This is a genomic window from Vibrio profundi, from assembly GCF_005281835.1.
Lineage (GTDB): Bacteria > Pseudomonadota > Gammaproteobacteria > Enterobacterales > Vibrionaceae > Vibrio > Vibrio profundi.
The window spans coordinates 472150-497940 of the sequence record NZ_RZIS01000002.1; the positions used below are offsets into that span (position 1 = coordinate 472150).

Genomic DNA, 25791 nt, shown 5'->3' on the forward strand with positions numbered 1-25791 from the left:
CAAGCTACGGCGAAGTGTTAAGAGAGCAGTTGTTTCAACGTTAATGGTGTTTCTGTAACACCTAAACGCTGTGCCGCTGTGAACCCTTGCTTATCTTGGTAGCATAGATTGTGCCAAGCTCGGAAAATATCGAGTAAAGGAAGGATGCCACCAGGGCGTAATTTACGGCGAGGCTCATTGATAAAGCTGTCGAACAGCAACTGGAAACGCTGCTGATAGAACTCGGTTTGTTTGATTGAAGCTTGGTTAAACCATTGTTCTGGCGCAGGCTTTTGCCCTGCTAAGTAACAGATGCCTTTCTTAGTTGAACCTTGGTTTGCGATCGCCCAACGGTCACGCCACCAACTCATATGCACGATGTCGACTTTTTCAAAATCCAACTCTTCATTCCAGCCTTCATCTTCCTCTACGTACATTAAGTCAATATTTTGGCTTTGAATACGAGGCAGGCAAACACTTAATGCCGCAGACCTAAGTAGTGGCTCTTGAGGCATATAAATAGAGACATGTTTCCCTTCTTCACACATATCTAAAACATGCAGAAAATGCGCGTAAGACGTATAAGGTGGGCGGACAAGCGCACCCTTCGAAGGATAAGTAAATGACGTTAAGTTCCCCATTGGGTCTTCAACGTTACCCCTCGCAAGAATGGTTTGGTATTGCTGCTCAATACGCTCGCGCAATTTAGAAGAAGGAGCGGGCGTGTCGATATTGGCTTCAGCAGAGTGTTCACGGGAAACGAAACGAGCCACATCATCGTAAGGGTTATGGTCAATCTGGCCTTGCGGCTCTTCATTGCCGGAATAGTTCACGTGCTGGCAAAGAATGTAGCCAGAATGCGCTTCACCAGTGGCAATCCACAACACACCATTATTGCTATTGGGTTGCAATAGTTGGTAGTGGGACGCGAATTGGTAGTGCTCTGCGTGATTGACCCAGCGAGCATCGATCATTGCGAGTTTGCGTCGGCATCGGCTAGCAATGTGATCGACATGGTCGTAAAAGGTTTTTGGGTTAATTTCGAGCTTACGGCAGATTTCACGTACAGAATAGCCCATGAACAATAGGCCCATGAGGTTTTCTTGGAATTGAAGCTTTTTATTAGAACCGGACCATTTGTCTACGAAGGTAGATTGGCATTTTTTGCAGCGATAGCGCTGGCGGTCACCACTGAAACCAAAGGCATGATAGAGGTGTTTATGGGTGTGAACTGATAGGCCAAAGTTGTCACACTCGTCATTTCGACAAGCGGGCAGGCCGTCACTGTGAAGTTGCCTTAAACGGTGTAACTCGTTCAACACTTCACGATTGTTAAGTAAGGGGGGGAAAGCTCCACATTCACGACAAACCATCGCCGGACGTTTAGGGTTCGCATGTTGCAAAACATACCGTTTTGCATCGCTCAATCCAAAGTTGTCACACGCCAATGTTTTACAAAAGTTGAGTTGTAAACCCTCTGCATCTTTTGGCAGTTCGCCGTTAGACACGATCGCCCCCTCGGGATTATTTGGGCAGCCAAGCGAACTTGGCTGCGAAGTGCTTTTCTTCAACGCAATTAGATGTTGATAGCGGTTTCTAACGCTACTTTCATCATGTCGTTGAATGACTTTTGACGCTCTTCTGAACTTAGTTTTTCGCCACGGATGATGTGGTCAGAAACAGTCAGAATAGTTAGCGCTTTAGCGTCTAAGTCAGCAGCAACGCCGTAGATACCAGCTGCTTCCATGTCTACACCTAGAATGCCAAGCTTTTCCATTTTCTCGAAAATGTCTGCTTCAGGCGTGTAGAAAAGGTCTGCAGAGAATACGTTACCTACTTTCACTGGTACTTCTTGAGTACGAGCTTGTTTTACTGCTTCTTCTAGAAGACCGAAGTCTGCAATAGCTGCGAAGTCGTGATCGTTGAAACGAATACGGTTCACTTTAGAATCAGTAGAAGCACCCATACCGATAACAACGTCCATTAGTTTTACGTCGTCACGTACAGCACCACAGCTACCTACACGGATAACGTTCTTCACACCGTACTCAGCGATAAGTTCGTGAGTATAGATACATGCAGATGGGATACCCATACCGTGGCCCATTACAGAGACCTTCTTGCCTTTGTAAGTACCTGTGTAGCCGAACATGTTACGAACATCACAAACTTGCTTTACATCTTCAAGAAAAGTTTCTGCGATGTATTTTGCACGAAGCGGGTCGCCTGGCATTAGAACTGTTTCTGCGAAATCACCAGGTTGTGCATTAATGTGAGGGGTTGCCATTGTACTTCTCCAAAGTTTTAGAGTTATTTACCGAACAGGAGGTAAATTACCAATTCTGTTGAATCTGTTTGTTTCTGTTGAGGCAATATTAGCGAGATAAATAGCCCTTCCTTGAGAGCTTTGTCACAGTTTGGCTCAACATCTAGATACTAGTCTATATTGATAACTATTTCTGTTGAAATTTGTTGAGCAATCGATTTTCCTGTCGCTGGACATCATTTAGTAGATGCTGATTTGGATTGTGCTTTAGCCTGCTAGAGCCTTGAGAACACAAAAGGTTGCTTGAAGGCAATAAACAGAGATAACCTAAACTTATTGAAACAGCGCAATAAGGAAACCTATGTCACTTCTTGGTAAGACAACGCTCGCAGTACGTATTCAAGCCTCGCTTAAAGCCGCGGTGTTAGTCTCTGGTGTGTTTTGTCATTCAGTATTCGCGGCAACGTTTAATTTGCCGGAAGACGATAGTCGAGTAGTCGGACGAATTCAGCATCATGAAGTGAGCAAAGGAGAAACCCTAGCGCAGATAGCCAAGCAGTATGATGTGGGTTTTTTATCGTTGATGGCTGCGAACAAAGGTGTGGACCCTTTTCTTCCTGCCGACGGTTATGTGCTCAGCATTCCTACACAATTCATTCTTCCCCAAACTGCGCGTGAAGGCATAGTGATTAACCTTGCCGAGCTGCGTTTGTACTATTTTGAGCCGGAACTCAATCAAGTACATGTATTCCCCGTTGGTATTGGCCGAGTTGGCCGCGACACTCCAGAAATGGTAACCAAGATAAGTCAAAAGCGTCCTAATCCGACATGGACGCCTCCAAGCTCTATTCGAGCAGAGTATCTTGAAAAAGGCATAGAACTTCCAGATGTGGTGCCAGCGGGTCCTGAAAATCCTTTGGGTGAATATGCCTTAAGGCTGGCGTATGGCTCGGGGGAGTACCTGATCCACGGCACGAATAAGGATTTTGGGATTGGCTTACGTGTCAGTGCGGGCTGCATTCGTATGGAACCAAAAGACATCGAATGGTTGTTCGAAAAAGTGGCAAAAGGCGAAAAGGTTAAAATCATCAATGAGCCAATTAAAATTGCACTTGAGCCCGATAGAAGTGTGTTTATAGAGGCGCATGAGCCGCTGACTCGTAGCGATGGTTCGAAAAAATCGTTGAACGTTCCGTTGGAGTTGAGCTGGTGGTTAGCGGAGGCTAATTTATCGGACACGAAAGCGAGAGCAGCTATCTTTGCTCAAAATGGTATTCCGGTAGAAATAGCAGCGCCTACTGAATAGTAGGCGCTACACGTCAATATTATCGATTAATTATTTTGTGTACGACTGAGCAATATTATCGATACGCTCGTTCGCACGTGCTGCTTCTTCCTGTGCTGCCATTGCTGCGTCTGAAGCTTGTTTCGCTTTCATTTCAGCATTCGCATGTTCACTCTTAAGCGCAGCTACGTCACTCTTAAGTTGAGCGAGTTGGCTGTTAAGGTCATCCACTTTTGCCATTGTTGCTTCGTCAGGTCCCGAAGCACAACCCGCTAGAATGAATACTGATGCAGCAGCTGCGATTAACGTTTTGTTCATGAGAACTCCTTGATTATTTAGTATCAATAGAAGCGCTATACATTTTTAAGCATATAGTCGCGTCAGTTATGATTGTAGCGACTAAAATTTAATGCTCATAGTTTCGCCCGACATATTTAGCAAATACTTGACGCAAATAAATTGGCATTGGGAGATTGTCTCACTTTTGAGAGGCTTTTTGTTAAGTGCTGCAATATCTACGAATCTTCCAATCGTATTTGTGCGAAAGGCCTTGTGATTGCAAGACTGCGTGGCAGTTTTCGTATTTCTATCGCGGTTTAGCGTTCTCTCTTGTCAGTGAATTGTTTCACAACCACATTAATTTTATGTGATCTCTACCCATACTCGCCCGTTTCGCGTTATCATATCGTGTTAAATAATTTTCGATATAGAATCACAAGACTGGAGAGTCCTTTTGCACTTTAAAGATTTAGGCCTAGATAATCGCTTACTGAAGAACTTGAAACATTTCGATTTCAAACAAGCGACTAAGATCCAACAGCAAGCCGTTCCTGTTGCCATTGCCGGTAAGGATCTATTGGCTTCATCAAAAACTGGTTCAGGAAAAACCTTAGCGTTTGTTCTGCCAATGTTGCACAAGGCTCTAAAAACCAAAGCTTTTTCAGCAAAAGACCCTCGCGGTGTGATTCTTGCGCCAACACGTGAACTTGCTAAGCAAGTGTACGGTGAACTTCGTGGCATGCTTAATGGTTTATCTTACGATGCTACTCTGATTGTTGGTGGTGAGAACTTCAACGACCAAGTAAAAGCGCTGCGTAAGTACCCACGTTTTATCGTTGCAACACCAGGCCGTTTGGCGGATCACTTAGAGCATCGTTCTTTGTTCCTTGATGGCGTTGATACGCTTATTTTAGATGAAGCTGACCGTATGCTTGATCTTGGTTTTGCCCCAGAGCTTCGTCGTATCGCTGGTGCAGCGAAACATCGTCGCCGTCAAACCTTGATGTTCTCAGCAACTTTAGATCACGCAGAAGTGAACGATATCGCGGCTGAAATGCAAGATTCTCCTAAGCGTATTTCTATTGGTGTATCGAATGAAGAGCACAAAGACATTACGCAAAAATTCTACCTTTGTGATCACTTAGATCATAAAGAAGCAATTTTAGATCGCATCATTGAAGAAGCAGATTACCGTCAGGTAATGATCTTCACGGCAACCCGTTCAGATACCGATCGTTTAACTGAAAAGCTAAATGAGAAGAAGCTTAAAGCGGTCGCGTTAAGTGGTAACTTAAACCAAACTCAGCGTAATGCGATCATGAGCCAGTTTGAGCGTGCGGTGTATAAAATCCTAGTGACGACGGACGTTGCGTCACGTGGTATCGATATTCCAAACGTAAGTCATGTAATCAATTTTGATATGCCAAAACATACTGAAGAGTATGTGCACCGTGTAGGCCGTACTGGCCGTGCGGGTAACAAAGGTGATGCAATTTCACTAGTTGGCCCTAAAGATTGGGATAGCTTTAAGCGTGTAGAGACTTACTTACAACAAGACCTTAACTTTTCTGTATTAGAAGGTTTAAAAGGTAAGTTTAAAGGCATTAAGCCACGTAAACCGGCGTTCAAAAAAGGTGGTCCAGCTAAAAAGGCGAATAAGCCTCATGCGAAGAAAACACCGAAGAAACCAGTTAAACGTGATAAGAGCTTCCACAACAATGTGGCTGTGGGTGACAGCGTCTTTGTTCCTAAGAAGAAAGTTGCACCGAAAGTGGATGACGAGTAACGATCACCGCATTGAAAAAAACCGCCAATATTGGCGGTTTTTTTGTACCTAAAGCTTGGTGAACCGCTAACTGTCTGCGTTACTGGAACGTAAATGTAGAGAACGAGTTCTGCAAGATGTTATCTGCGATGTACTTATGTGTGGCTGTCGTTGGGTGGGTGACTCCCCAGAACACATAGCTGTCTGAACCATAGGAAGCACAGTCGTTGGTTAAACTATGGCTATACAAATAATCGAGTGAAGAGCTGCGTTGGATATTTAAACATGCATCGCTCGCATTTCTAAACCCATGCTGCTGAGGTGAATCTGTGATGCTCGCGAAAAGCGCACTTGCATCAAATAAGATGACGTTTTTACCTTTGTTTTGATAGTAGGTCGCTTGCTCTTTAATGTATTGATTAAACTCCATGATTTTAGCACGGACCTTGACGATTTCTTCATCTGTTGAGTATTTAAACTGTGGCGCTTTAGTCGCGTCTGGCAAGGTGAAGAGTAAGATGTTTTCGGCGCCAGAATCAGTGAGTCGGATTAGTGCGCTGCTGAAGTCAGCTTTGACGTCTGATACTTCACGGTTGTAATTCATAAAATCGTTCAAGCCGAACTCTAAGGTAAACAAGCTATTTTCTGGACGATAGTTCTTCGCCATTTTCATGTAGGTCAAGTAAGACGTTACTTGATCATAAATACCCGTTAGCGCGACATATTGATTTGTGCCAGCTGCTCCGCCAACTGCCCAGTTATATAAAGGCACATCTTTGGCGTTCGCTAAATATTCAGTCCACACTAACCCGTTAGAAAAGTGCCCAAGAAACCATGAGTTCGGGTTAGGAAAGATCCATTGCGAACCGTTAAATAGATTACCAGTGTCTGACAGGCTATCACCAAAAGCGACAATACGATTGATGCCATTCGGTTGAAGTGGGACGTCGTTTGTCCAGATTGAATGGTTGTATGAAAATCGATTGTCAGCAGCAAAATAAGTGATGTCAGCGGTGTCGTGAGATAAATCTAGGGTTTGTTCACATCGCTGTTTGATTTCGCTTTGTGGCGCGTCGCTGTAAAACATGTTCTTGAATGAGACTGAAGACCACCAATACCCATTTACTGTGTAGTAATCGCCGTTGTCCTTTCTTGCCCACTCCCAATCTGTGGCTGGTGAATCATGGCTGGCGTCAGTTCTATACCAGCAGCGGACATAAGAATAGGTTTCAGAGTTTTGAGTGGCCATCACTTGGGCTGAAGTAATGGCTTCAGGGGTGAGAGGCACATCTTCTGCTGCACTCGCGAAAAATGGCATCATCAAGCCAAGAAGTAACGTCGTTTTTTTCATAGGATATTCTTATTAATTAGAGTAAGTGACTATTCAAACAACCAGTCATTGATGCGATTTATCAATCACTGGTCAGACCTATATCCTCCTTCAATGCTGAGCTGTCAATATATTTAAATTCACATCGTTCTTTAACTGGTACAAAGATCAAACTTTTACCTTTATTGGTATTTCTATCATAAATATGCAATAGAGTAATTATTCAAAATAAATGACTTTAAATTTATAAAATAAATATAAGCTATTGCTTTATAAGATAAAGTTTAAGTTTATTTGTTGTTAACTAATGGTGTTTTAGTTGTGATTTGATGTGCAATTGGTTGAGTTTTATTTTTTATAAAATTGATAATCAAATTCATAAGATCTATAGCTCGTTTCCTGTTAACTCGATTGGCTAAATGACTAATCAGTTATCAGTAGTGAATAAACAACGCTCCTACAAGGAAAAAGAGCAAATGAAAAATACAAATAATAAAAACAAACAGTTACTGAAACTTAGTGTTTTAGCATCTGTATTGTCAGTGGCGACAAGCGGCCAGGCTGCTCCATTACTACAAGTGGATGAAAGCAGCTTGCCTGTAAAATACATGGTGAAATTTAAAGATTCGGGCTCTAATGTCCCTTCAACAATGGGGTTAAATCCATTTTGGGGCGCTAGGATGGTACAAGAGTCAGTACTTGATCGAGTGAATGCTGGGAATGTCGAGAAGCTTGGCGCAGGAGCCATCTACAGCGTTGAACTAGAATCGGAAGACTTAGCGAGCCTGAAGCAAAACTCTGATGTTGAATACATCGAAGTGGATCCACCGCGTTTCTTGTTAAGTGAAACTACGCCGTGGGGACAAGGCGCTATTAATGTGGCCAACTTGACCGATGAAAATACCGGAAATCGAACCGTCTGTATTATTGATTCAGGTTACGACTTAACGCATAACGATCTAAGTGGTAACCGTGTTGATGGTACCAATGACAGCGGAACGGGCCAGTGGAGTAACCCTGGGAATAACAATGCTCACGGGACACACGTAGCGGGTACGATTGCAGCCGTCGCGAATGGCGAAGGCGTGGTCGGTGTAATGGCAAATCAGAATGTGAACCTGCACATTGTCAAAGTATTCAATGAATCTGGCTGGGGATACTCTTCTAGCTTAGTGAAAGCAATTGATACCTGTGCTCAAAATGGCGCAAATGTCGTTAACATGAGCTTAGGTGGTAGCCAGTCGAGCAGAACAGAAAGAGATGCTCTGCAAGAGCAATACGACAATGGTGTATTACTGATTGCCGCAGCGGGTAACTCAGGAAATACGGCGCATAGCTATCCAGCTTCTTACGACTCAGTGATGTCGATTGCGGCAACGGATAATCAAAATCATCATGCTGCATTTTCGCAAGCTACCGATCAGGTCGAAGTGGCGGCGCCAGGTGTAGCGGTGCTTTCAACGGTAACTGTCGGAGAGGGCGTTCTTTCTGATATTAACCTAAATGGTGTGAGCTACTTTGAGCGCGGTGTTGTGCCACATAACCGTAAAACACTGGATGGAAGCGGCAGCTATCAATCGAGCCCTGTCGCTGGGTCCGTTACTGCCGAGATTGCGACTTGTGATATTTCCTCAAACTCATACAGCTGTGGCGATATGAGCGAGAAAGTCTGTGTGACTGAGCGAATCGAAAACCAACGAACAGGTTACCGACCTGAAATAGATCCGGTAAAAGCTTGTTATGATGCGGGTGCTAAAGCAGCGATTGTTTACAGTAATGAAGCGTTGTCAGGCTTGCAAAACCCATTCGTATTGGACGATAACGACCGCTACTCAATGGTTTCTGTAACTGTTGATCGAGAGCTAGGCTTAGAAATTGCGAATGCTGTAGGTCAACCTGTAACCGTTTCAACGACTACAGGCGAAGATTACGAATACTACAATGGAACATCAATGGCGACACCGCATGCGGCGGGCGTAGCCGCTTTGGTGTGGAGCTACCATCCACAGTGTAGTGCAGCTCAGGTTCGTTCTGCTTTGAAAGCGACAGCAACGGATATTGATGTTGCTGGGCGTGATGACCGAACAGGTTATGGTTTGATCAACACGAACGCTGCAAAAGAGTACTTAGATGCAGGTTGTAACGGCCCTGATGGTGGTAACACTGATTTAGTACTAGTGAATGGCGTGGATAAATCTCCTGTTTCAGGTAGCTTGCGTTCAAGCACTATTTACACGTTTGACGTACCAGCTGATGCGACGACAGCAACATTTAAGCTGTCTGGCGGTACAGGTGACGCGGACATGTACGTGAAATTGAATGGTGAGCCAACAACAAGCAGTTACGATTGCCGTTCTTGGGCTGGTGGTAATGGTGAAGAATGCGTGATCAACAACGCGCAATCCGGTCAGTACCAAGTACTAGTGTATGGCTACGCAGCGTATGAAGGTGCAACCTTAGTGGCGACTCATGACGGAAGTTCAACGGGTGGTAATACGGGCGGTCCAGCAAACTACGTTAATAATGATAGCGTTGTGATCCCAGATAACTCCACGGTAGGTGCAACAAGCCTTATCTCGGTTTCACGCACTGGCGATGCTGGGCAAGTCTCGATCGATTTGAATATTGAGCATACTTACATTGGCGATCTTAAGATAACCGTTACATCGCCAACGGGTGGAGAAGCCGTACTTCATAACAATACTGGCGGTTCTTCTGCTAACTTGAATACTTCTTACAATGTCGATTTCACTGGCTTTGAAGCTCAAGGTGAATGGGTGTTGAGTGTTGTGGATAGCGCTAATCAGGATACCGGTAAGTTAGTTAGCTGGGGCTTGAACTTTCAATAGAGAGTAACAGTATGAAATTCAAATTAGTGTATAAGTCTTTGGTTGCGTTTGGGCTAACCTTGGTCGCCATTTATGGGATCAACACCAACGCGAGCTCAGAAAAAGTCATTCTGGACGGGGAGCTTAGCCAAGAGGTGGAAAATGCCACTGGCCGATATTATGTGAAATACCATAAAGGTAATGAGCCACAAGTCTTAGGGTATTTGTCTGAGCAAAAGATCGAAATAGTGGATCATATGCCAAGCCGACGGGTCGTATTGGTGGCTTCTGATTTAGATGCGATGGCAAAGTTAGGGCAACAAACCTTTGTCGATTATGTTGAAGAAGAACCACAACGTTCACCATACACTCAATAGTATTTCTTTATCTAAACAGCGCTTCATTCGTTGAAGCGCTTTTTTAATTGTAATCTCACTCGTGTTTTAAACGCTAAAATATCAATAAAAATTAATAAGTTAAGTCTAAATTAGCCTCTGAGAATAATTACGTTCAATAGTTCTGTTGAATATGAAATCATCATCACGAATCCTGATCTATACATTTTTCCTTTTCGATTTCTTCTTCTAGGGTTTTATCTCATCCGAGGTCTAATCTGTTTAAGGAAAAGAACGTTGAAAAAGATACTTCTTATGGCGGCATTATGTATGTCGAGTTTAAGTGCAATAGCGGGGACAAGCGCATCAGCACTAGAACAAAGTGGCTATACAGAAACAAAATATCCTATCGTGTTGGTTCATGGCCTATTTGGTTTTGATACGTTGGCAGGCATGGATTACTTCTATGGTGTTCCTGAAACGCTGACCAAAGATGGCGCGAGCGTGTATGTAGCGCAAGTATCAGCGACTAACAGTTCTGAACTGCGCGGCGAGCAATTATTGGCGCAAGTGGAAACACTTTTGGCCGCTACTGGCGCAGAAAAAGTCAATCTAGTTGGACACAGTCATGGTGGCCCAACAGCTCGATACGTCGCTTCAGTAAGGCCTGAACTTGTCGCTTCAGTGACGAGCATCGGTGGCGTTCACAAAGGCTCTAAAGTTGCTGATTTAGTTCGCGGCAATGTTGAAGAGGGATCGTTAACCGAAGCGATCGCCGTTAAATTAGCGGACGGCCTAACCACATTGATCAATCTGCTTTCTGGTGGTAGTGATTTGGAGCAAGACGCACTTGCATCGTTGGATGCGCTTACTACTGAAGGTTCATTGGCGTTTAATCAATATTACCCAGAAGGTGTCCCAACATCGGAGTGTGGAGATGGTGAATGGCAAGCGGCTAATGGAGTGTATTACTACTCTTGGACTGGATCTTCCACTTTTACTAACCTTCTTGATCCGACCGATGGTGCCATGACTATTCTTGGTTTGGCGTTTGAAGGTCCAAGTGATGGTTTAGTTGGCGTTTGTAGCGCTCATCTAGGAAAAGTGATTGGTGACGATTACAAGATGAACCACTTGGATGAAATCAATGGCTTGTTGGGTATCCATCATCTATTTGAAACTGATCCAGTCACACTTTACCGTCAGCATGCGAATCGCTTAAAGCTAGCTGGCTTGTAGGGAAACAAGGACGAGACTATGAAAAAGACCGCACTATTTACATTAATGATTGCCTCGGTGAGTGCTGGTGCGGTCTTTTACTATTTCACCGATCAACAAGAAATGCCTCAAAACCAAGAGCTTTCAGTGAAAGCCGCTTCGCAGCAAGACACTGAGCTCGATACCGCTTCGGTGCAAGATACAATGGCGTATTTAGTGTCTGGAACGGTTGAACTTAGCATTGAAGAGATTCAAAAAAACGTTGCAGACTACAATGAAGAGCGAGGTGTCTCTATCGTTGATGAGCAGCTTTTCGAAAAATATTTGTCTTACAAGTATGCTCTGCAAGATATTGATAATTATGAAAATACTAGCGGAATTAGCCTTGAATCCTTACAGGCTATGCACCAAGCGATTTTAGACCTTCAATCTGAGTTTTTTACAGAAGAAGAGATTCTAATATTGTTTGAACATGAAAATCGAATGCGAGACTTAGCGCTACAAAAACTCATGCTAAAACAGCAAGGTTTAGATGATCAGGAGTATCAGAGCCGATTAGAATCGGAGTTAGCGTCTCAGCCTGAATATGTTCAGGCTAGTTATCATAATCAAGTACTGTTGACTAAGCTTTCGAACTCGGACTCTTTAGATGAGCAGGGAAAATATCTAAGCCGTAGCGAACTGGTTGGTGAAGAAGGCGCAGAGCGATTAGAGGCTCTAGATCAACAAAGAAATGATTTTAATTCTACGCTTGAAGGCTACTTCCAAGAGCAAAATGCAATTTTATCTGACTCTAGTTTGACTGAGACAGAGCAACAAAATCTAATCGCTCAATTGAGAACGGAAACATTCGAACCTAATCAACAAAAAAGAGTACAAGCTCTAGAGCGAATCAGGGCTAGCCAATGATCGGCTAGGTTCTGTTAATCCACCGAATAGGTTCAGCTGTGTAATATTTTCCACTGTAAAATATTGATTAAGCAAAATAATGATCGCGACTTAAATCACTAAAATATGAAAATGATAATTGATCTCATTATCATTTGAGTGCAATATACGCTCGATTTATGAAATTGAAGTGTGGATTCGTTGTATTTATGAAAGTGTTTAAGGCGTTAATTGTGTCTGCTTTGCTTATCTCTGGAGCGAATGCAGCAGATGAACTCTCATGGCTTAGGGATGACAGCCGTTCTGAACCTAAGGTACTGAACTACCTAAAAGAACAAAACCAATCTACACATCAATATCAAGCCAAAATTAAACCTCAAATTGATTCGTTGCTAGCAGAATGGCAGCGCAATCGTCCTTTACGATCGCAAAAGCCTTGGCGAGAAATTAGCGGCTACGAATACACAATTCAAACCCGCAAAGGTGAGCGTACGCTCTTGCAACGTAACATTGGCGGGGGCGATGAGTTGGAGCTGTTCAATATTGAACAGCGTGCTGCGCAGTTTGATTATTATCAGCTTGGGTCATGGGCGCTTAATGCCTCACGAACTCAGTTAGCCATTGCTGAGGACTTGACGGGTTCGGAGCAGTATCAAGTGAGCATCGTTGATCTTAAAACGGGCAAGCTTCAATCGATAGCGGAACGCGTTGAACCCTCTATCTTGTGGTCTCAAGATGAACAGTCGCTATTCTTAGTTAAACAGGAAGCGGATACGTCTCGCCCGTTTGCTGTCCATCAAGTAATGTTAGCGACGCAAGCGGAAAAAGTGCTTTATCAGGAGCTCGAATCTGCGTGGTTGGTTTCCAGCTACCTAACAAGCGACAAACAGTTTGCAGTTGTGCAATCCAACAGTGATAGCAGCAGTGAGCAGCGTTTATTGAACCTAGCATCAGGTGAGCTTTCTGCGCCAGTTTCTGAGAGGAAGCAAGGCGTCGAATACTATTTAGATAAAGTAGGCTCAACGTTTTACATTAACAGTAATCATCAGAATCCTAACTTCAACCTATATCGCGTTGCCGTAGATTTGGTTGCTCAGAAGCCTGAATGGCTGCCATTGCTAAATGCTGAAAACGACGAGCGTATCACTAACTTTTATTTGTTTGAGTCTGGGGCTGTGGTTCTCACTCAAAATGGCGCTTTGCAAAACCTTCATTTCTTTGACAATCAAGGACAAAGCCGTCGCACGATAGCATTGGCCGAATCTGGCCAAGTGGCGTGGCTAAGTGTTGTAGGGGATTTCCAAAGTAATAAGCTTCATATCCGTAGTATGTCGATGACGCAACCTGCTAAGTGGGAAGCGGTTGATGCGAAGTCTTTGTCACGAGCGCTGTATTCTCAAGATCAATATCCGAACTATCAGGCGAGCTTGTATCACACAGAACAAGTTATGGTGAGTAGTGGCGATCAATTGGTGCCGGTAACCTTGGCTTACCGTAAAGACCGACTGAACAGCACTAGCCCTGTGCTCCTTTATGGGTATGGAGCGTATGGCGTGACGATGAAGCCTTACTTTATGCCTCAGATCACGAGTCTATTGGACCAGGGAATGATCTATGCGATCGCTCATGTACGAGGTGGCGGTTTTGAAGGCGAACGATGGTATCAAGCGGGCAAAGGGCTGAATAAGCAAAAAGGCATATCGGATTTCATCAAAGCTGCCGAAATACTGAAGACGTTTAAGCATGGGCAACGACCAATCTTTGCGATGGGCGCGAGTGCGGGTGGCACTTTGGTGGCGGCTGCGCTCAACCAAAAGCCGACGGCGTTTAGTGGCGCTGTGCTTAAAGTTCCATTTGTCGACGTAGTTAATAGCATGTCTGACAGCGACTTACCGTTAACGGCTCAGCAGTATAGTGAGTGGGGCAACCCAAATAAGCATGCAGAACGTGAGATCATGAAAAAGTATGATCCGTACCTGAATCTCACCAGCCAATCCTATCCTCCCGTGCTAGTTCAAGTCGGGCTTAACGATCGCCGAGTTCCTTACTGGGAAGGCGCGAAATTCTACGAAAAATTACGTTCAGTCAGTACTGGTCATGGTCCGTATTTACTGATGACGAACTTTAATCAAGGTCACTCAACAGACCGAAGGCAATCTTTGTCTCAACAAGCGTTCGAATACGCCTTTTTCTTATCACTTATCCAGCAAGAGCTTAAAGCGGAGCAGTAAATGAAGCTTTCACCTATCTCAGCGGCAGTACTCAGTGTACTTGCTGCCAACTTTGTGCACGCAAAATCTGAGGTTTCTCAGTTTGAAGAGGTGGTCGTTACCGCCAATAAAATAGAGCAACCACTGTCTGAAGTCGCGGGTTCAATCGCTGTAATTGATGGAGAAACGCTTGAGAAAAAGGGCGCAACAGAGCTTTACGATTCGTTAAAAGGAGAGCCTGGAGTCAGTGTTACCGGAGGCGCAGGTAGACCGCAAAATATCACGATTCGAGGCATGACTGGCAACCGTATCGCAATCGTAAAAGATGGCGTGAAGTCTTCTGATGGCTTCGGTGCATCTGATATCAACGATAAGGTTGGCCGCAACTCTTTTGATCTATCGAACGTTAAATCTATTGAGGTCGTTAAAGGAGCGAGTTCGTCGCTGCATGGCTCGGGAGCCATCGGTGGTGTCGTAATTATTGAGACCAAGCGACCAGAAGACTTTTTACAAGGTAAAGATTTCTATAGTGATGTGTCTGGTACTTATTCCGGGATCAGTAACAAATATAAAGGAGCAAGCAATCTTGCGTTTCGCGCTGGCGATACTGAGAGCTTGATTAATGTCGCTTACTGGACTGGCGAAGAAACCCGAAACTTCGATCAAGATTTATACATCCGTGAAGTGAAAGGTATGAGTGGCACTTATACCGTCAATCATTATTGGTCAGACGCTTTAATGCTCAAAGCTAAGTTGGACTACTTTAAGAACGAACAAGACAGAGAAGAAGGTTCGGCCTCGATTCAAAAGGATGGTATTTGGAATATCGACACTTTTGATGAGTATGAAACAACCGAGCAGTTCGGTGTGCTCCTGGGAGTGGAATATGAATCTGACAGTGCTTGGTTTAATGAGCTCGATGCCACGGTATACATGAGGGATACACAGACCTTAGAGAATACCAATCGATTAATGTGGCGTGAGGAAAATAACCAATTAAGGCTTCGTCGTACCATTGAACAACGAGACTTTCACGACGAGTTAATGGGCTCTGATTTCGACTTTTTAGGAAGTGCAAATTGGTTTGGGCTAAGTCATGAATTCGCTTATGGCTTCAGTGCTACGACTAGCCGATATGAGCGCCCTAGTAATACCGTGACAATGGATTGGAACGGTGTGGTTGATGAAAATAAGAAACCTTTTGCCCCTGCTCGCGAATACAGCTTCGGCAGTTATATCAGTGACATGATCGAGCTACAAGAATGGACACTTTCTGGTGCACTACGTTTCGATATCCACAGTCTACAGCCCGATCAAGATAAAGAGATTGAAGGATACGAAGTAAAAGACATGAACAGCAGCGAACTGTCTCCAAGCTTATCTGCAGCGTATTACTGGACGGACTCTCTTAACACCTACGTTTCGTATAACCACGGTTACCGCGCGCCAGCCTACGATAAAGCGTATGGCTATAACAATCATGACTTTGTTCCCCTTACGCCTTTCCTGATTATTCCTAATATGGATCTCGAAGCGGAAACCAGTGATTCGATTGAGCTCGGTAGTAAGTTTGATAACGGCACGACTCAGTTTTATACCGCTGTGTTTTTCCAAAAGTTTGAAAACTTTATCGATATCAAACAAGTTGGGATGAATGCGCAAGGGCTGTACCTCAAGCAGTACCAAAACATAAATGGAGTCGAGACCTATGGCATCGAGTTGTCGGTTGCACACCAGCTTACGCAAAACTGGGGATTGAACGCTAAAGCGGGTTACGTTGATGGAAAAGACGGGGAAGGGAATTACGTAAGAACGCTAACGCCATGGGAAGGCAACGTAGAACTTACATATGACAATGAAAGCTTTTCTGCTTATTCAATGGTGAATTGGGCGCAAGCGATGGATCGCGTTCCAGAGTGTGCGACTGACATTGGTTTGGCGACTGAATGTGCGACAACTAGCGGCTGGGCAACCATAGACCTAGGCATTAGCTACGCGTTTAATGGCGGCTTAGATATCAGCGCTAACGTAGTGAACTTACTGGACAAAAACTACATTCGTTATCAAGACGTAGGTGGCATCAGCGACGACGCTAAGGGCTATTCAACCGAACCTGGCCGTTACTTTACTGTTAACGCTAAATATGAGTTCTAGGGCGATGATTATGAATTTGTCTTCACATATCGCGCTGATTTGTATTGGAGCTGCATTCTCTAGCCAAAGTATGGCCGGAGAATGGGACTACCCATCAGCCAACATCACCGTCACCAACCAGCAAGAAGCTTTGTCTTACTTAGATCAAGCGTACTCTGAAGTAGGGAGTTACCGCTTTCGCTATCAAACCGAGTCTAAGCTAGGTACACACTATAGCTTTGATGTCTTGGTTGGCGGTGAGTACATGCCTCAACGCACTATGGTCGTGAGTACGAGCCAAGATGGCTCTGTCACGCGTGTCTACAAAAGCCTTGTCGATACCGTGCTGAGAAATGGAGTTGCCACTGTGGCATCTGAACTTGAAGCCCCTCGTTTGCTAGAAGGAGAACTGCCTCCAAGTTTATCGGCAGGTGAACTAGTGTCGGCAGAGGTTAACATTTTTAACCCCGATTTAAGGACCATGCATGGAGAGGCGGCACCAGAATCATTAATGACTGATCTGTCTCAGTATGCGAACTCCCCGAGTTACATAACAAAGCCTGTCGAGCTTTTGAAATCCGGTGCTAATTACTATTTGTCGAATGAGCATGTGACGCAGGTGGATGCCATCGCACTTTATTCGCTTGATGAGCAAACAGGGGAAATCACCAATCGCGATAGTAGTGCTTTTCTGCCTGCAGAAGGCGTTACCACGTTCAGTAGCTTAGAAGAAATCAAATCGGTGGAGTGGCAAGATCCATCTTTTGCTCAGTTAATGGCATTTACGCACCTCGACCACTCTGTTCGCTACATCAAAGATTTAGGTTTTTCATTCTTTGATAGCCCTATTCACTTTGATGGCCGCGGGTTATCTGCAAACAACTCTTCGTATTATCTGGGGCCCAAATTAGCGGTGTTCGGTGTAGGGGGAGGATCCCCAGATGCGCTGGATGCGGATGTTGTATTGCATGAACTTGGCCATGGAATCCATTACCACATCGTTAAAGATTGGGCTTACGGCCATACCGGAGCGATAGGTGAAGGCCTAGGTGATTATTGGGCAGGAACTTACAGCTATCGAACCCAATATCTAGACGCTAAAACAACGGGACAGGAATTTGAAATAGACACCGTCTTTAACTGGGATGGCTATTTTGGCACGAAAAAAGGAACGCGCAGTTTATGGAACCAAAGAGCTCGTTATCTCCAGCAATCTGAGTATCGAGCCCACGAAAGCGTGGCGGGTGAGTTAGGCGATGAGTTGTGGTCCACACCTTTGTTCCAATCTTTAAAAGAAGGGGTTAACCGCTACCAAGGCTCGGCGTTTGAAGAATTCGATACGATTGTATTGGAATCAATGTATGGGTTAGGTCGTGGCCTAAAAATGCATGATCTTGCGCAGAATATGTTGTTTGTCGCTGAGAAACTGTATCCCAATAGAGCGTATGCCGACATTTTACGAGAGAAGTTCTCGCTTCATGGATTGTTGGTAGAACCGTTTTCGTTGGAAATAGAGAGTAAGTATCTTCATCCCGAGCAAGCTGTCTCAGTGAACCTATACCCGACTGGGCGTCAAGCATCGGTGAACGGCCATCTGTCAGTCGATGGAGAGCAGTATCCATTTTCAAACGCTAAGTTCGACCAATTGGAAGTCGAGATTCAGTTGCCAGAAGGGAAGATATGCGGTCAAGCATTGGAGTTAGAAAGCGATGCTGATTATCAATTTGACCCATCTTTACAATATCAGCAGTGGGCCAATTCGACCGGAATTGTCTATGGGATCCCGACATTTGAATCTGAGACCAAACAGGTTAATAGCATCCTTCCAGATGCAAGAACCACTGACCAGAATGAACTCATTGTTGGACTAAAGAGCTTCAATTTTACGGTTGCTGATCGCTCTCTAGTCGTTGGTGACAAGTTCGGTGTGCTTCTCGATATTGAACACCCTCAGTTATCCGATTTGACCGTTATTCTGACTTCCCCTCGTGGAACAAGAGCAACACTGTTGAGCCACGAGTCTACTAAGCAATCGGGATTTAATAGCTATTTTACTGTTGCGCATGATGACGCAATGAAAGTGTTTAAAGGTGAATCCGGTTGGGGAACATGGCGACTAGAGATAGCGGATTATATTCCTGAAGATTCTGGGCTGCTTAAGCAATGGACGGTCGGCGCTATTGAGCAATACGAATGTGGCGATGCCGCTGCCGAGCCTACTTCTAATTTAGACCAGTCAACCAGCGAAAGCTCAGGTGGGACGAACTCGCTCCCATCACTACTGATTCTATTCCTGCTGGCCATTCGTCAGCGTGTTTTAACTCGTAAACCTGTAATACAACATCCAAGAAGATAATAACTATGAAACCACAATTAACCGTTTTAGCCATTTCTTTGGCTCTTGCTGGCTGTGGCTCGGACAGTTCCGACACATCAGCACCTACCTATACCGTTTCTGGCAAGGTTGTCGCTCAGAATGTTGCCTTAGATAGCAGAGTTTGTGTTGATTTGAATGAAAGCTTTTCGTGTGATGCGGATGAGCCCAATGTTCAAGCCAACTCTGAAGGCGAATTTTCGATAACCAGTACCGACAAGAGTATTTTAAGCCTACCGATCCTTGCTGAAGTAGACACTGGTGTCTCAGTGAAGAGTATGAGCGGTGTACAGAATTCAGCTGTTTACATTGCCGCGCCTGGTATCTTGAAAACGAGCGGAAATGACATTAATGGGGTGAGCTCTTTACTTGCTGGTTATATGGCGGATGGCCTAACGATCGCTCAAGCGAACACCAAACTGAAATCGCAATTAGAATCGAAAAACATTACGATTAGCGGCGACATTCAAGATAACCTTCAGGCGACTGAGTTGGCTGATTTAGAGCAAAATGTGGTGTCTACAATTAAGGTGATCGATGTTACCAATCGAGCTTATATGTTGGCTCAGGTAAGTGCGACGTTTGATGAAAGTAGTGCTGATTTTACGAATGGTCAGCTAACGGAAAGTGAAATTAATACCTTCTTAGAAGAAGTAGAGGAAAAAACCAAAGCCGCAACTGCTCTTAATGATACAGGGGTGCAACTCTATTTCACGGATGCGACTGACAGTGAAGATGTGGCTGAATCACCCGCGAGTTTCCCAGGCCAAGATGCTGAATATGGCTTTGATAAGAGTGATGTAGATGCGAACACTGGAAAAGGTTTTAAGTTCGTAAAACTTGATAATGCAGGTAACGCTCTAGAGGATTCAGCGGCGGACTGGTCATGCGTACTGGATCAACGAAGCGGGTTGATGTGGGAAGTGAAGAAAAATGATGAGTCTTCCGTCCAGCATAAAGACCGTATTTTAGCATTGGAAATCCCAAATGAAGTCACTCCGTTTTCGAAAGACTTGGATATGGCGACGTGTAAAACGAGCGGAGATGAAGTGTGTTCAACGCAGGATTACATTAATCATATCAATGGATTGAACTTATGTGGTAAGTCAGACTGGCGCTTACCAAGCTTACATGAGCTTTACAATATTATTGATTTTGGTGAAACAGAGAAGCATGAGAGTGGCGTCGTTTATGGTCTTAGCCATAAGTACTTCCCTCATCAAACGATCGGCAGTGAATACACTGAGTATGGAACGGTATGGAGCAAAGCCATTAACTTCAATAATTACTCTCCTTACATAACTGAAGGGGCGGTGTACTACAACCAACTAGGTATGCTTGGCTCTAACCGAGGCACCATTGGCAATATTGAAATTTATACGGATGCAGTTGATGCCGCAAGTTATGACGATTCGTACCAGTTCCCAGCTCGCTTAGTTTCACTACAAGGTCAATAATCATGAAAAAGCTAATATCAGCAACTCTACTTACGTTGTTATCTACTGCTGTCTTCGCTCAAGAATGCAGTGTAGATATTTCTAAAACGGCATCGAATACTCGCTATTTCGCTCATGATAATGGAACGGTTACCGATATGCTTACGGGACTAACGTGGATGCGTTGTCAGGTCGGTAAGACATGGAATACGTCTTCGAAGACATGTACTGGAGAAGCAGACCGATACTTTTGGCAAAGTGCCTTGACGATGATTGATTCTGTTAATGATGTTGATGGTAACCATGAACTGCATCAGTTTGCGGGTGTAGAGCGTTGGAGAATGCCAAATATTAAAGAGCTAGCATCACTAAAAGAAGTTGCTTGTTACGCTCCCGCTCTGAGCTCGAAGGCATTCGGTGATACGTTCAATTTTGAACAAGGGGATTATAAGGCCTACTTATGGTCGAGCACATCAGCAGGTGATGGAAGTAATGTAATGGTATTCGACACTATTAATGCTGAAGTGTATCAGTACAACGCTGCACAATATGATTTTAGTGTGCTGCTCGTTGCTGAACCGAATACCACACCATAGCTAAGGTAATTCGCATAAAAAAGGCCGCGGATATATTCCGCGGCCTTTTAGTTTTCAGAACTAATTTGAAAGCTCAAATCTGATCGTCACATTAAACCTTAAAGTAGTTTAACTGCTGTTTTTGACGTTCCGCTAGGTCCGAAAGCTCGTGGCTAGCGGCGGCTGCTTGAGTAATGCCGGTAACGTTTTGGCTCACTAATTCATAAATGTTGGTAATGTTGCGATTAATGTCTGACGTTACTTGGCTTTGTTCTTCCGCCGCGGATGCAACTTGAGTGTTTATCTCTGTCATATCGTTCATTGAATTTGCAATGCCAGACAGTGCTTCGTTCACTTCGTTAGCCAGTTGCTGATTTTGGTGCAGCATTTCTAAAGAATTGCTCATGCTTTCATTTGCCGTACCAGACTGGGTTTGTAAGCCTTCGATGATCGCTTGAATTTCTTTGGTCGAATCTTGAGTGCGTGCTGCTAGCATACGAACTTCATCGGCAACGACTGCGAAGCCTCGGCCGCTTTCACCGGCACGTGCTGCTTCAATTGCGGCATTGAGAGCAAGAAGATTGGTTTGCTCTGAAATGCTTTGAATCACTTCGATGACATTACCAATCTTCTCAGACTGCTGTTTTAGATTGCCAACCACATGAGCAGCGTCGCTCAGTTGAACCGCCATCTTTTCATTTGCTTGGTTGCTTTGAGTGAATAGCTCTAGGCTGCGAGCTGTCATTGAATCGGCTTGTTTAGACGCGGTATCTGCGCTCACTGCATTCTCGTTGACGTGTGTAGCGGTACTTTCTAGCTGGTTCACCGCCGAAGCCACTTGCTCGACTTCTTGTTTCTCTTGATCTGAGTTGACGCTCGATTGAGTCATGACCGCTGCAAGCTCAGTGGATGCAGATGCCACTTCAACACTGATTCGCATTAAAGATTCTACGGTTTCACGCAGTTGGGAAACTGTGCTGTTTATGTCTTGAGCCAGCTCTGATACTTCATTTTTACCGTCTTCATCCGCTTTAACGAGCAGGTTACCTTTCGCAACTTCACGCATCGTTTGCTGTAAGTTACGAATCGGTTTAACGATCACTCCAGCCAGCAACCAGCTGCTCAGTAGCGCAATAGAAAGAACGATCAGTAAACCAATGGTCGCTGAAGACAGTGTCGAGCTGTGTTTCTGGCCGTTGACTTCAACATTATCGATCGCGATGCGGTTAAGCTCTTTCGACAGGTTGTTGATGGCTTTTACCATTTCATTACCTGCATTGCGGTACTGGGCAGAAGCGGCTTGATACTGGGATTCAAAATCAGGAGCAGGGTACTGCTCGTGGTGTTTAATGTTGAGTAGAGGCAGCATGGTGTTACGTGAGAAATCCACATAATGATTCATGGCTCTGCGCATTGCTTGAACTTCGTCTTGCATGCCAGGGACCGTATCGATCGAGTTGAGCAATCGAATATTGTCAGTCTGTTTTTGCGACAGAGTCTGCACTAAAGTTTTTACATCGTCTGGGTTGAATAGGCTATAAATCGCTTTGATACGCATACCGTAGCTGTTATCTACGATTTCACTGAGTTCTTCTTTATGGAGGATCAAGTCTTCAGTTGCGACTGACACCTCTTCGAACGCGTGCTCTAAATTTTCTCCCCCAACGGTTACACCGCCGACAAGGAGAATAACGGAAAATAGTACAGGCACTAGAATCTGTACTTTAATAGACAAGCCACTGAGTAGTTGGCGCATGTGAAACCCTCTTATGTAACGTCGATAAATGAGAATGATTATTATTATTGTGTAAATTTTTAATTTATCATTCTATCGATAATATTCTATAAATCAATTAGTAAGCCATTACATTTTGTAATGTTAAAATTAGAAAAACTTAGAAAGTAAACGTTTACTATTCTGTAAAGTTGCAAGGATGTTATCACTTATAAGGTGGGAGCCCAATGAACACTGATAATTGGGTCAGTAGCAAGGTGTAAAGTTTATCTGTCACATAGGCTTCAATTAAGTGAAACACAACTGTCATATTCGGATTTTAAAGTGGGCACCGTTCAAGTGAAACACAACGGCAATAAGGCCACTTAAGGAAATTGTGATGAAAAAGACAGTAATCGGTGCAATCGCTCTATTAGGTGCACTAACAGTGACTCCAGCTTCAGCTAAAGAAACTATTTCAGCAGTTGGTTCTAGCAGCGTAACTCCACTGATGGAAGTTTTCTCTGAAACATACATGAAAACAAACTCGAACGTATTTATCGAAGTTCAAGGCCCAGGTTCTTCTGCAGGTGTTAAAGCTGCTAAGAACGGAAGCGCTGACTTAGGTATGTCTTCTCGTAACCTTAAAGATTCTGAGAAAGAGTCAACGTTAGTAGAAGAAGTGGTTGCTCGTGACGGTATCGCTGTCGTAGTAAACCCTAAGAACGGCCTAAAAGGTCTTACAGCTGAGCAAGTAACAGCTATCTATAAAGGTGAAGTAACAAACTGGAAAGACGTTGGCGGTGCAGACAAGCCAATCGTAGCTATCACACGTGATACAGCTTCTGGTACTCGTGGTGCATTTGAAGACATCATGAAACTTAAAATGAAAATCTCTGGCAAGAAAGTATCTGCAATCTCTCAGCGCGCTCAAGTTGCTAACGGTAACGGTGCACTAAAAACTATGGTTGCTTCAAACCCTTACGCAATCGGCTATATCTCTCTAGGTACAGTTGACGGTTCTGTAAGCGCGCTTGACATCAACGGTACTCCAGCTTCTGTAGACAACGTTAAGAACGGTTCATACCAAGTAGCTCGTCCTTTCCTAGTACTTTACAAAGAAGGCAAGCCATCTACTGAGACTCAAAAATTCCTAGACTGGATGCTAACTGACGAAGCTCAAAAGCTTGTTGAGAAAAAAGGTTACATCTCAGTTAACTAATCTAGAAAGACTTCTAAATATTGCTCAGCCCACCATTTGGGGCTGAGCCTTTTCTATCCCATTTTGAACGGTTGTGACTCAGTTTGATGTATTCGCAGCTCGACATTTGAGACTTAAAATATGACCATCGCAACGAATAGTGAAAAGCTTACTAATAGCAACACGTCATCGCTTAAGCGCGGCCTACGTGCTAAGAAACGTGTTGACTGGAAAGAACGTATCTTTCACGGCTTGTTTTTAACCAGTGCTGTAATTGGCATTGTTTCGTTAGCCGTTATTGCTTACTTCATTGTTAAAGAAAGTATTCCTGCCTTCCAAGAAGCTGGCGTTTCAGGAATTGTCCTTGGCCAAAACTGGTTACCACCTGCGCTTTACGGTGTTGCAACTATGATTGTTGCTTCTGTGGTTTCAACCCTAGGGGCAGTGGTTGTAGGTGTACCTGTAGGTGTACTTACAGCAATCTTTATTGCGGAAATCGCGCCTAAGCGTTTAGCCGATATTATTCGTCCAGCTGTTGAGTTGCTGGCGGGTATTCCTTCGGTGGTTTATGGCTTCTTTGGTTTGGTAATTATCGTTCCATTGATTCAGAACGTGTTCCAAGTTCCTGCTGGTAACACGATTCTAGCCGGTATTATTGTACTGGGTGTGATGATCTTACCGACAGTAATTACTGTTTCGGAAACCTCGATTCGTGCTGTGCCAAGAACGTACAAAGAAGGCTCTTTGGCGTTGGGCGCATCAAAAATCTTTACCATTTTCAAATTGTTAGTGCCTGCGGCTCGTTCTGGAATCATGACTGGTGTGATTCTAGGTATCGGCCGAGCGTTAGGTGAAACCATGGCGATCATCATGGTGATGGGTAACGCGCCTGCGATGCCAGAAGGCATCTTAGATTCTGCTCGTACTCTAACGGCAAACATTGCGATTGAAATGTCTTACGCAAGTGGCATTCACGCAAACGCACTATACGCGACAGGTGTTGTACTGCTGGTCTTCATCATGTCTTTAAATGCAATCCTTCTATACCTAAACCGTGAGAAGGCGAGGTAATGACTATGTCTAATGTCACTAAAGCGACTCAGCTTGATACAGTAAAACTTAAGAAAGCGCGTCAAAGACAAGATAATATTTTAAGCGCTTTTATCTGGGCAGCAGCAGCCTTAACGGTTGGCTTTCTGTTCTGGATTATGTGGTACATCCTTTCTAACGGCTTACAGCACGTAGATTGGAAATTCATTACCGATGACTACACTCGTACCGGTGATGAACACGGCATCTTCCCAATGATCGTTTCAACGGTTTATATGGTGATTGCATCGATAGCGGTTGCCGCACCGCTTGGGATCATGACCGCGATTTATCTTACTGAATACGCCAAAGTTGGCAGTAAGTTAGTGAAAGTCATTCGATTCTGTACTGAATCATTGGCAGGTATTCCATCGATCATTTTTGGTCTGTTTGGTATGACTTTCTTCGTGGCTATCTTAGGCTTAGGCTTCTCGATTTTATCGGGTGCACTAACGCTGAGTATCCTGATTCTGCCTGTTATTATTCGTACAACAGAAGAAGCGTTGATGGCGGTATCACAAACTTACCGTGAAGGTTCGTACGGCCTTGGCGCTTCAAAAATTTACACTATCTGGCGCTTAATTCTACCAAGTGCAATGCCAGGTATCTTAACGTCGGTCATTCTAAGTATTGGTCGTGTAATCGGTGAATCAGCACCTGTTTTCTTAACAGCAGGTATGGTAGCGCGAATCCCAGACTCTTTGATGGATTCTGGTCGAACGCTAACGGTTCACTTATATAAGCTGACAACTGAGCTATTCACAATTGAAGAGTGGAACCAAGCTTACGGAACAGCAACAGTACTGATTGTGCTTGTACTGGCTATCAACACTATCACTAAGCTGATAGCAAGCCGCTTTAATACTGCTACTTACTAGCTTTGCAT

Annotated in this window: 19 protein-coding genes; 14 read left to right on the forward strand and 5 right to left on the reverse strand. The window is 44.2% G+C overall.

The window, feature by feature from the left end:
- Nucleotides 1–17 precede the first annotated feature (17 nt).
- Nucleotides 18–1487 carry an IS1 family transposase gene (locus ELZ11_RS07040; RefSeq protein ID WP_137356673.1) on the reverse strand — a complete coding sequence of 490 codons (1470 nt, stop codon included), beginning with the start codon at nucleotides 1485–1487 and terminating at the stop codon, nucleotides 18–20.
- A gap of 68 nt (nucleotides 1488–1555) precedes the next feature.
- Complete coding sequence (gene deoD, locus ELZ11_RS07045) at nucleotides 1556–2266, reverse strand: purine-nucleoside phosphorylase (RefSeq protein WP_137356674.1); 711 nt, start codon at nucleotides 2264–2266, stop codon at nucleotides 1556–1558.
- A gap of 340 nt (nucleotides 2267–2606) precedes the next feature.
- Here deoD and ELZ11_RS07050 point away from each other — a divergent pair, with 340 nt between their 5' ends.
- Nucleotides 2607–3551: a L,D-transpeptidase family protein gene (locus ELZ11_RS07050; protein ID WP_137356675.1), complete on the forward strand. Its 945-nt coding sequence runs from the start codon at nucleotides 2607–2609 to the stop codon at nucleotides 3549–3551.
- A 30-nt stretch (nucleotides 3552–3581) separates the two neighbouring features.
- Here the strand turns inward: ELZ11_RS07050 and ELZ11_RS07055 are convergent, their stop codons facing one another.
- The gene (locus ELZ11_RS07055) at nucleotides 3582–3848 is read right to left on the reverse strand and encodes an Lpp/OprI family alanine-zipper lipoprotein (protein ID WP_137356676.1); all 267 of its coding nucleotides are present in this window, start codon (nucleotides 3846–3848) and stop codon (nucleotides 3582–3584) included.
- Between the two features lie 415 nt (nucleotides 3849–4263).
- Here ELZ11_RS07055 and ELZ11_RS07060 point away from each other — a divergent pair, with 415 nt between their 5' ends.
- Nucleotides 4264–5595: a DEAD/DEAH box helicase gene (locus tag ELZ11_RS07060; protein ID WP_137356677.1), complete on the forward strand. Its 1332-nt coding sequence runs from the start codon at nucleotides 4264–4266 to the stop codon at nucleotides 5593–5595.
- A 79-nt stretch (nucleotides 5596–5674) separates the two neighbouring features.
- On the opposite strand, the gene ELZ11_RS07065 is transcribed toward ELZ11_RS07060, so the two are convergent.
- Nucleotides 5675–6925, reverse strand: coding sequence for an SGNH/GDSL hydrolase family protein (locus ELZ11_RS07065; protein WP_137356678.1), 1251 nt, complete (start codon nucleotides 6923–6925; stop codon nucleotides 5675–5677).
- A gap of 455 nt (nucleotides 6926–7380) precedes the next feature.
- On the opposite strand from ELZ11_RS07065, the gene ELZ11_RS07070 reads away from it, so the two are divergent.
- From ELZ11_RS07070 to ELZ11_RS07110, 9 genes are all read left to right on the forward strand, one after another.
- Nucleotides 7381–9753 carry a S8 family serine peptidase gene (locus ELZ11_RS07070; protein ID WP_137356679.1) on the forward strand — a complete coding sequence of 791 codons (2373 nt, stop codon included), beginning with the start codon at nucleotides 7381–7383 and terminating at the stop codon, nucleotides 9751–9753.
- An 11-nt stretch (nucleotides 9754–9764) separates the two neighbouring features.
- Nucleotides 9765–10109, forward strand: coding sequence for a hypothetical protein (locus tag ELZ11_RS07075; protein ID WP_137356680.1), 345 nt, complete (start codon nucleotides 9765–9767; stop codon nucleotides 10107–10109).
- A 273-nt stretch (nucleotides 10110–10382) separates the two neighbouring features.
- The gene (locus ELZ11_RS07080; protein WP_374939808.1) at nucleotides 10383–11306 is read left to right on the forward strand and encodes an esterase/lipase family protein; all 924 of its coding nucleotides are present in this window, start codon (nucleotides 10383–10385) and stop codon (nucleotides 11304–11306) included.
- Nucleotides 11307–11324: 18 nt separating this feature from the next.
- The gene (locus ELZ11_RS07085) at nucleotides 11325–12194 is read left to right on the forward strand and encodes a lipase secretion chaperone (RefSeq protein ID WP_137356682.1); all 870 of its coding nucleotides are present in this window, start codon (nucleotides 11325–11327) and stop codon (nucleotides 12192–12194) included.
- A gap of 188 nt (nucleotides 12195–12382) precedes the next feature.
- Nucleotides 12383–14404, forward strand: a complete 2022-nt coding sequence (locus tag ELZ11_RS07090) for a prolyl oligopeptidase family serine peptidase (RefSeq protein WP_137356683.1) — start codon at nucleotides 12383–12385, stop codon at nucleotides 14402–14404.
- Entirely contained in the window at nucleotides 14405–16537 is a 2133-nt protein-coding gene (locus tag ELZ11_RS07095; RefSeq protein WP_137356684.1) for a TonB-dependent hemoglobin/transferrin/lactoferrin family receptor, read from the forward strand.
- Nucleotides 16538–16547: 10 nt separating this feature from the next.
- Nucleotides 16548–18872: a proprotein convertase P-domain-containing protein gene (locus tag ELZ11_RS07100; protein ID WP_137356685.1), complete on the forward strand. Its 2325-nt coding sequence runs from the start codon at nucleotides 16548–16550 to the stop codon at nucleotides 18870–18872.
- A gap of 5 nt (nucleotides 18873–18877) precedes the next feature.
- On the forward strand, nucleotides 18878–20347 hold the full coding sequence (locus ELZ11_RS07105) for an Lcl C-terminal domain-containing protein (protein ID WP_137356686.1): 1470 nt from the start codon (nucleotides 18878–18880) through the stop codon (nucleotides 20345–20347).
- Nucleotides 20348–20349: 2 nt separating this feature from the next.
- Nucleotides 20350–20922: an Lcl C-terminal domain-containing protein gene (locus tag ELZ11_RS07110; RefSeq protein ID WP_137356687.1), complete on the forward strand. Its 573-nt coding sequence runs from the start codon at nucleotides 20350–20352 to the stop codon at nucleotides 20920–20922.
- A 91-nt stretch (nucleotides 20923–21013) separates the two neighbouring features.
- Here the strand turns inward: ELZ11_RS07110 and ELZ11_RS07115 are convergent, their stop codons facing one another.
- Nucleotides 21014–22657, reverse strand: a complete 1644-nt coding sequence (locus ELZ11_RS07115; RefSeq protein WP_137356688.1) for a methyl-accepting chemotaxis protein — start codon at nucleotides 22655–22657, stop codon at nucleotides 21014–21016.
- A gap of 358 nt (nucleotides 22658–23015) precedes the next feature.
- Between ELZ11_RS07115 and ELZ11_RS07120 the strand changes: the two genes are divergently transcribed.
- The 3 genes from ELZ11_RS07120 to pstA all read left to right on the forward strand — a co-directional run bounded on the left by ELZ11_RS07120 (nucleotide 23016) and on the right by pstA (nucleotide 25783).
- Complete coding sequence (locus ELZ11_RS07120; RefSeq protein ID WP_137356689.1) at nucleotides 23016–23837, forward strand: phosphate ABC transporter substrate-binding protein; 822 nt, start codon at nucleotides 23016–23018, stop codon at nucleotides 23835–23837.
- Nucleotides 23838–23957: 120 nt separating this feature from the next.
- On the forward strand, nucleotides 23958–24887 hold the full coding sequence (pstC, locus tag ELZ11_RS07125) for a phosphate ABC transporter permease subunit PstC (RefSeq protein WP_137356690.1): 930 nt from the start codon (nucleotides 23958–23960) through the stop codon (nucleotides 24885–24887).
- A 5-nt stretch (nucleotides 24888–24892) separates the two neighbouring features.
- Complete coding sequence (gene pstA / locus ELZ11_RS07130; RefSeq protein WP_137357032.1) at nucleotides 24893–25783, forward strand: phosphate ABC transporter permease PstA; 891 nt, start codon at nucleotides 24893–24895, stop codon at nucleotides 25781–25783.
- The last annotated feature ends 8 nt before the right edge of the window (nucleotides 25784–25791 follow it).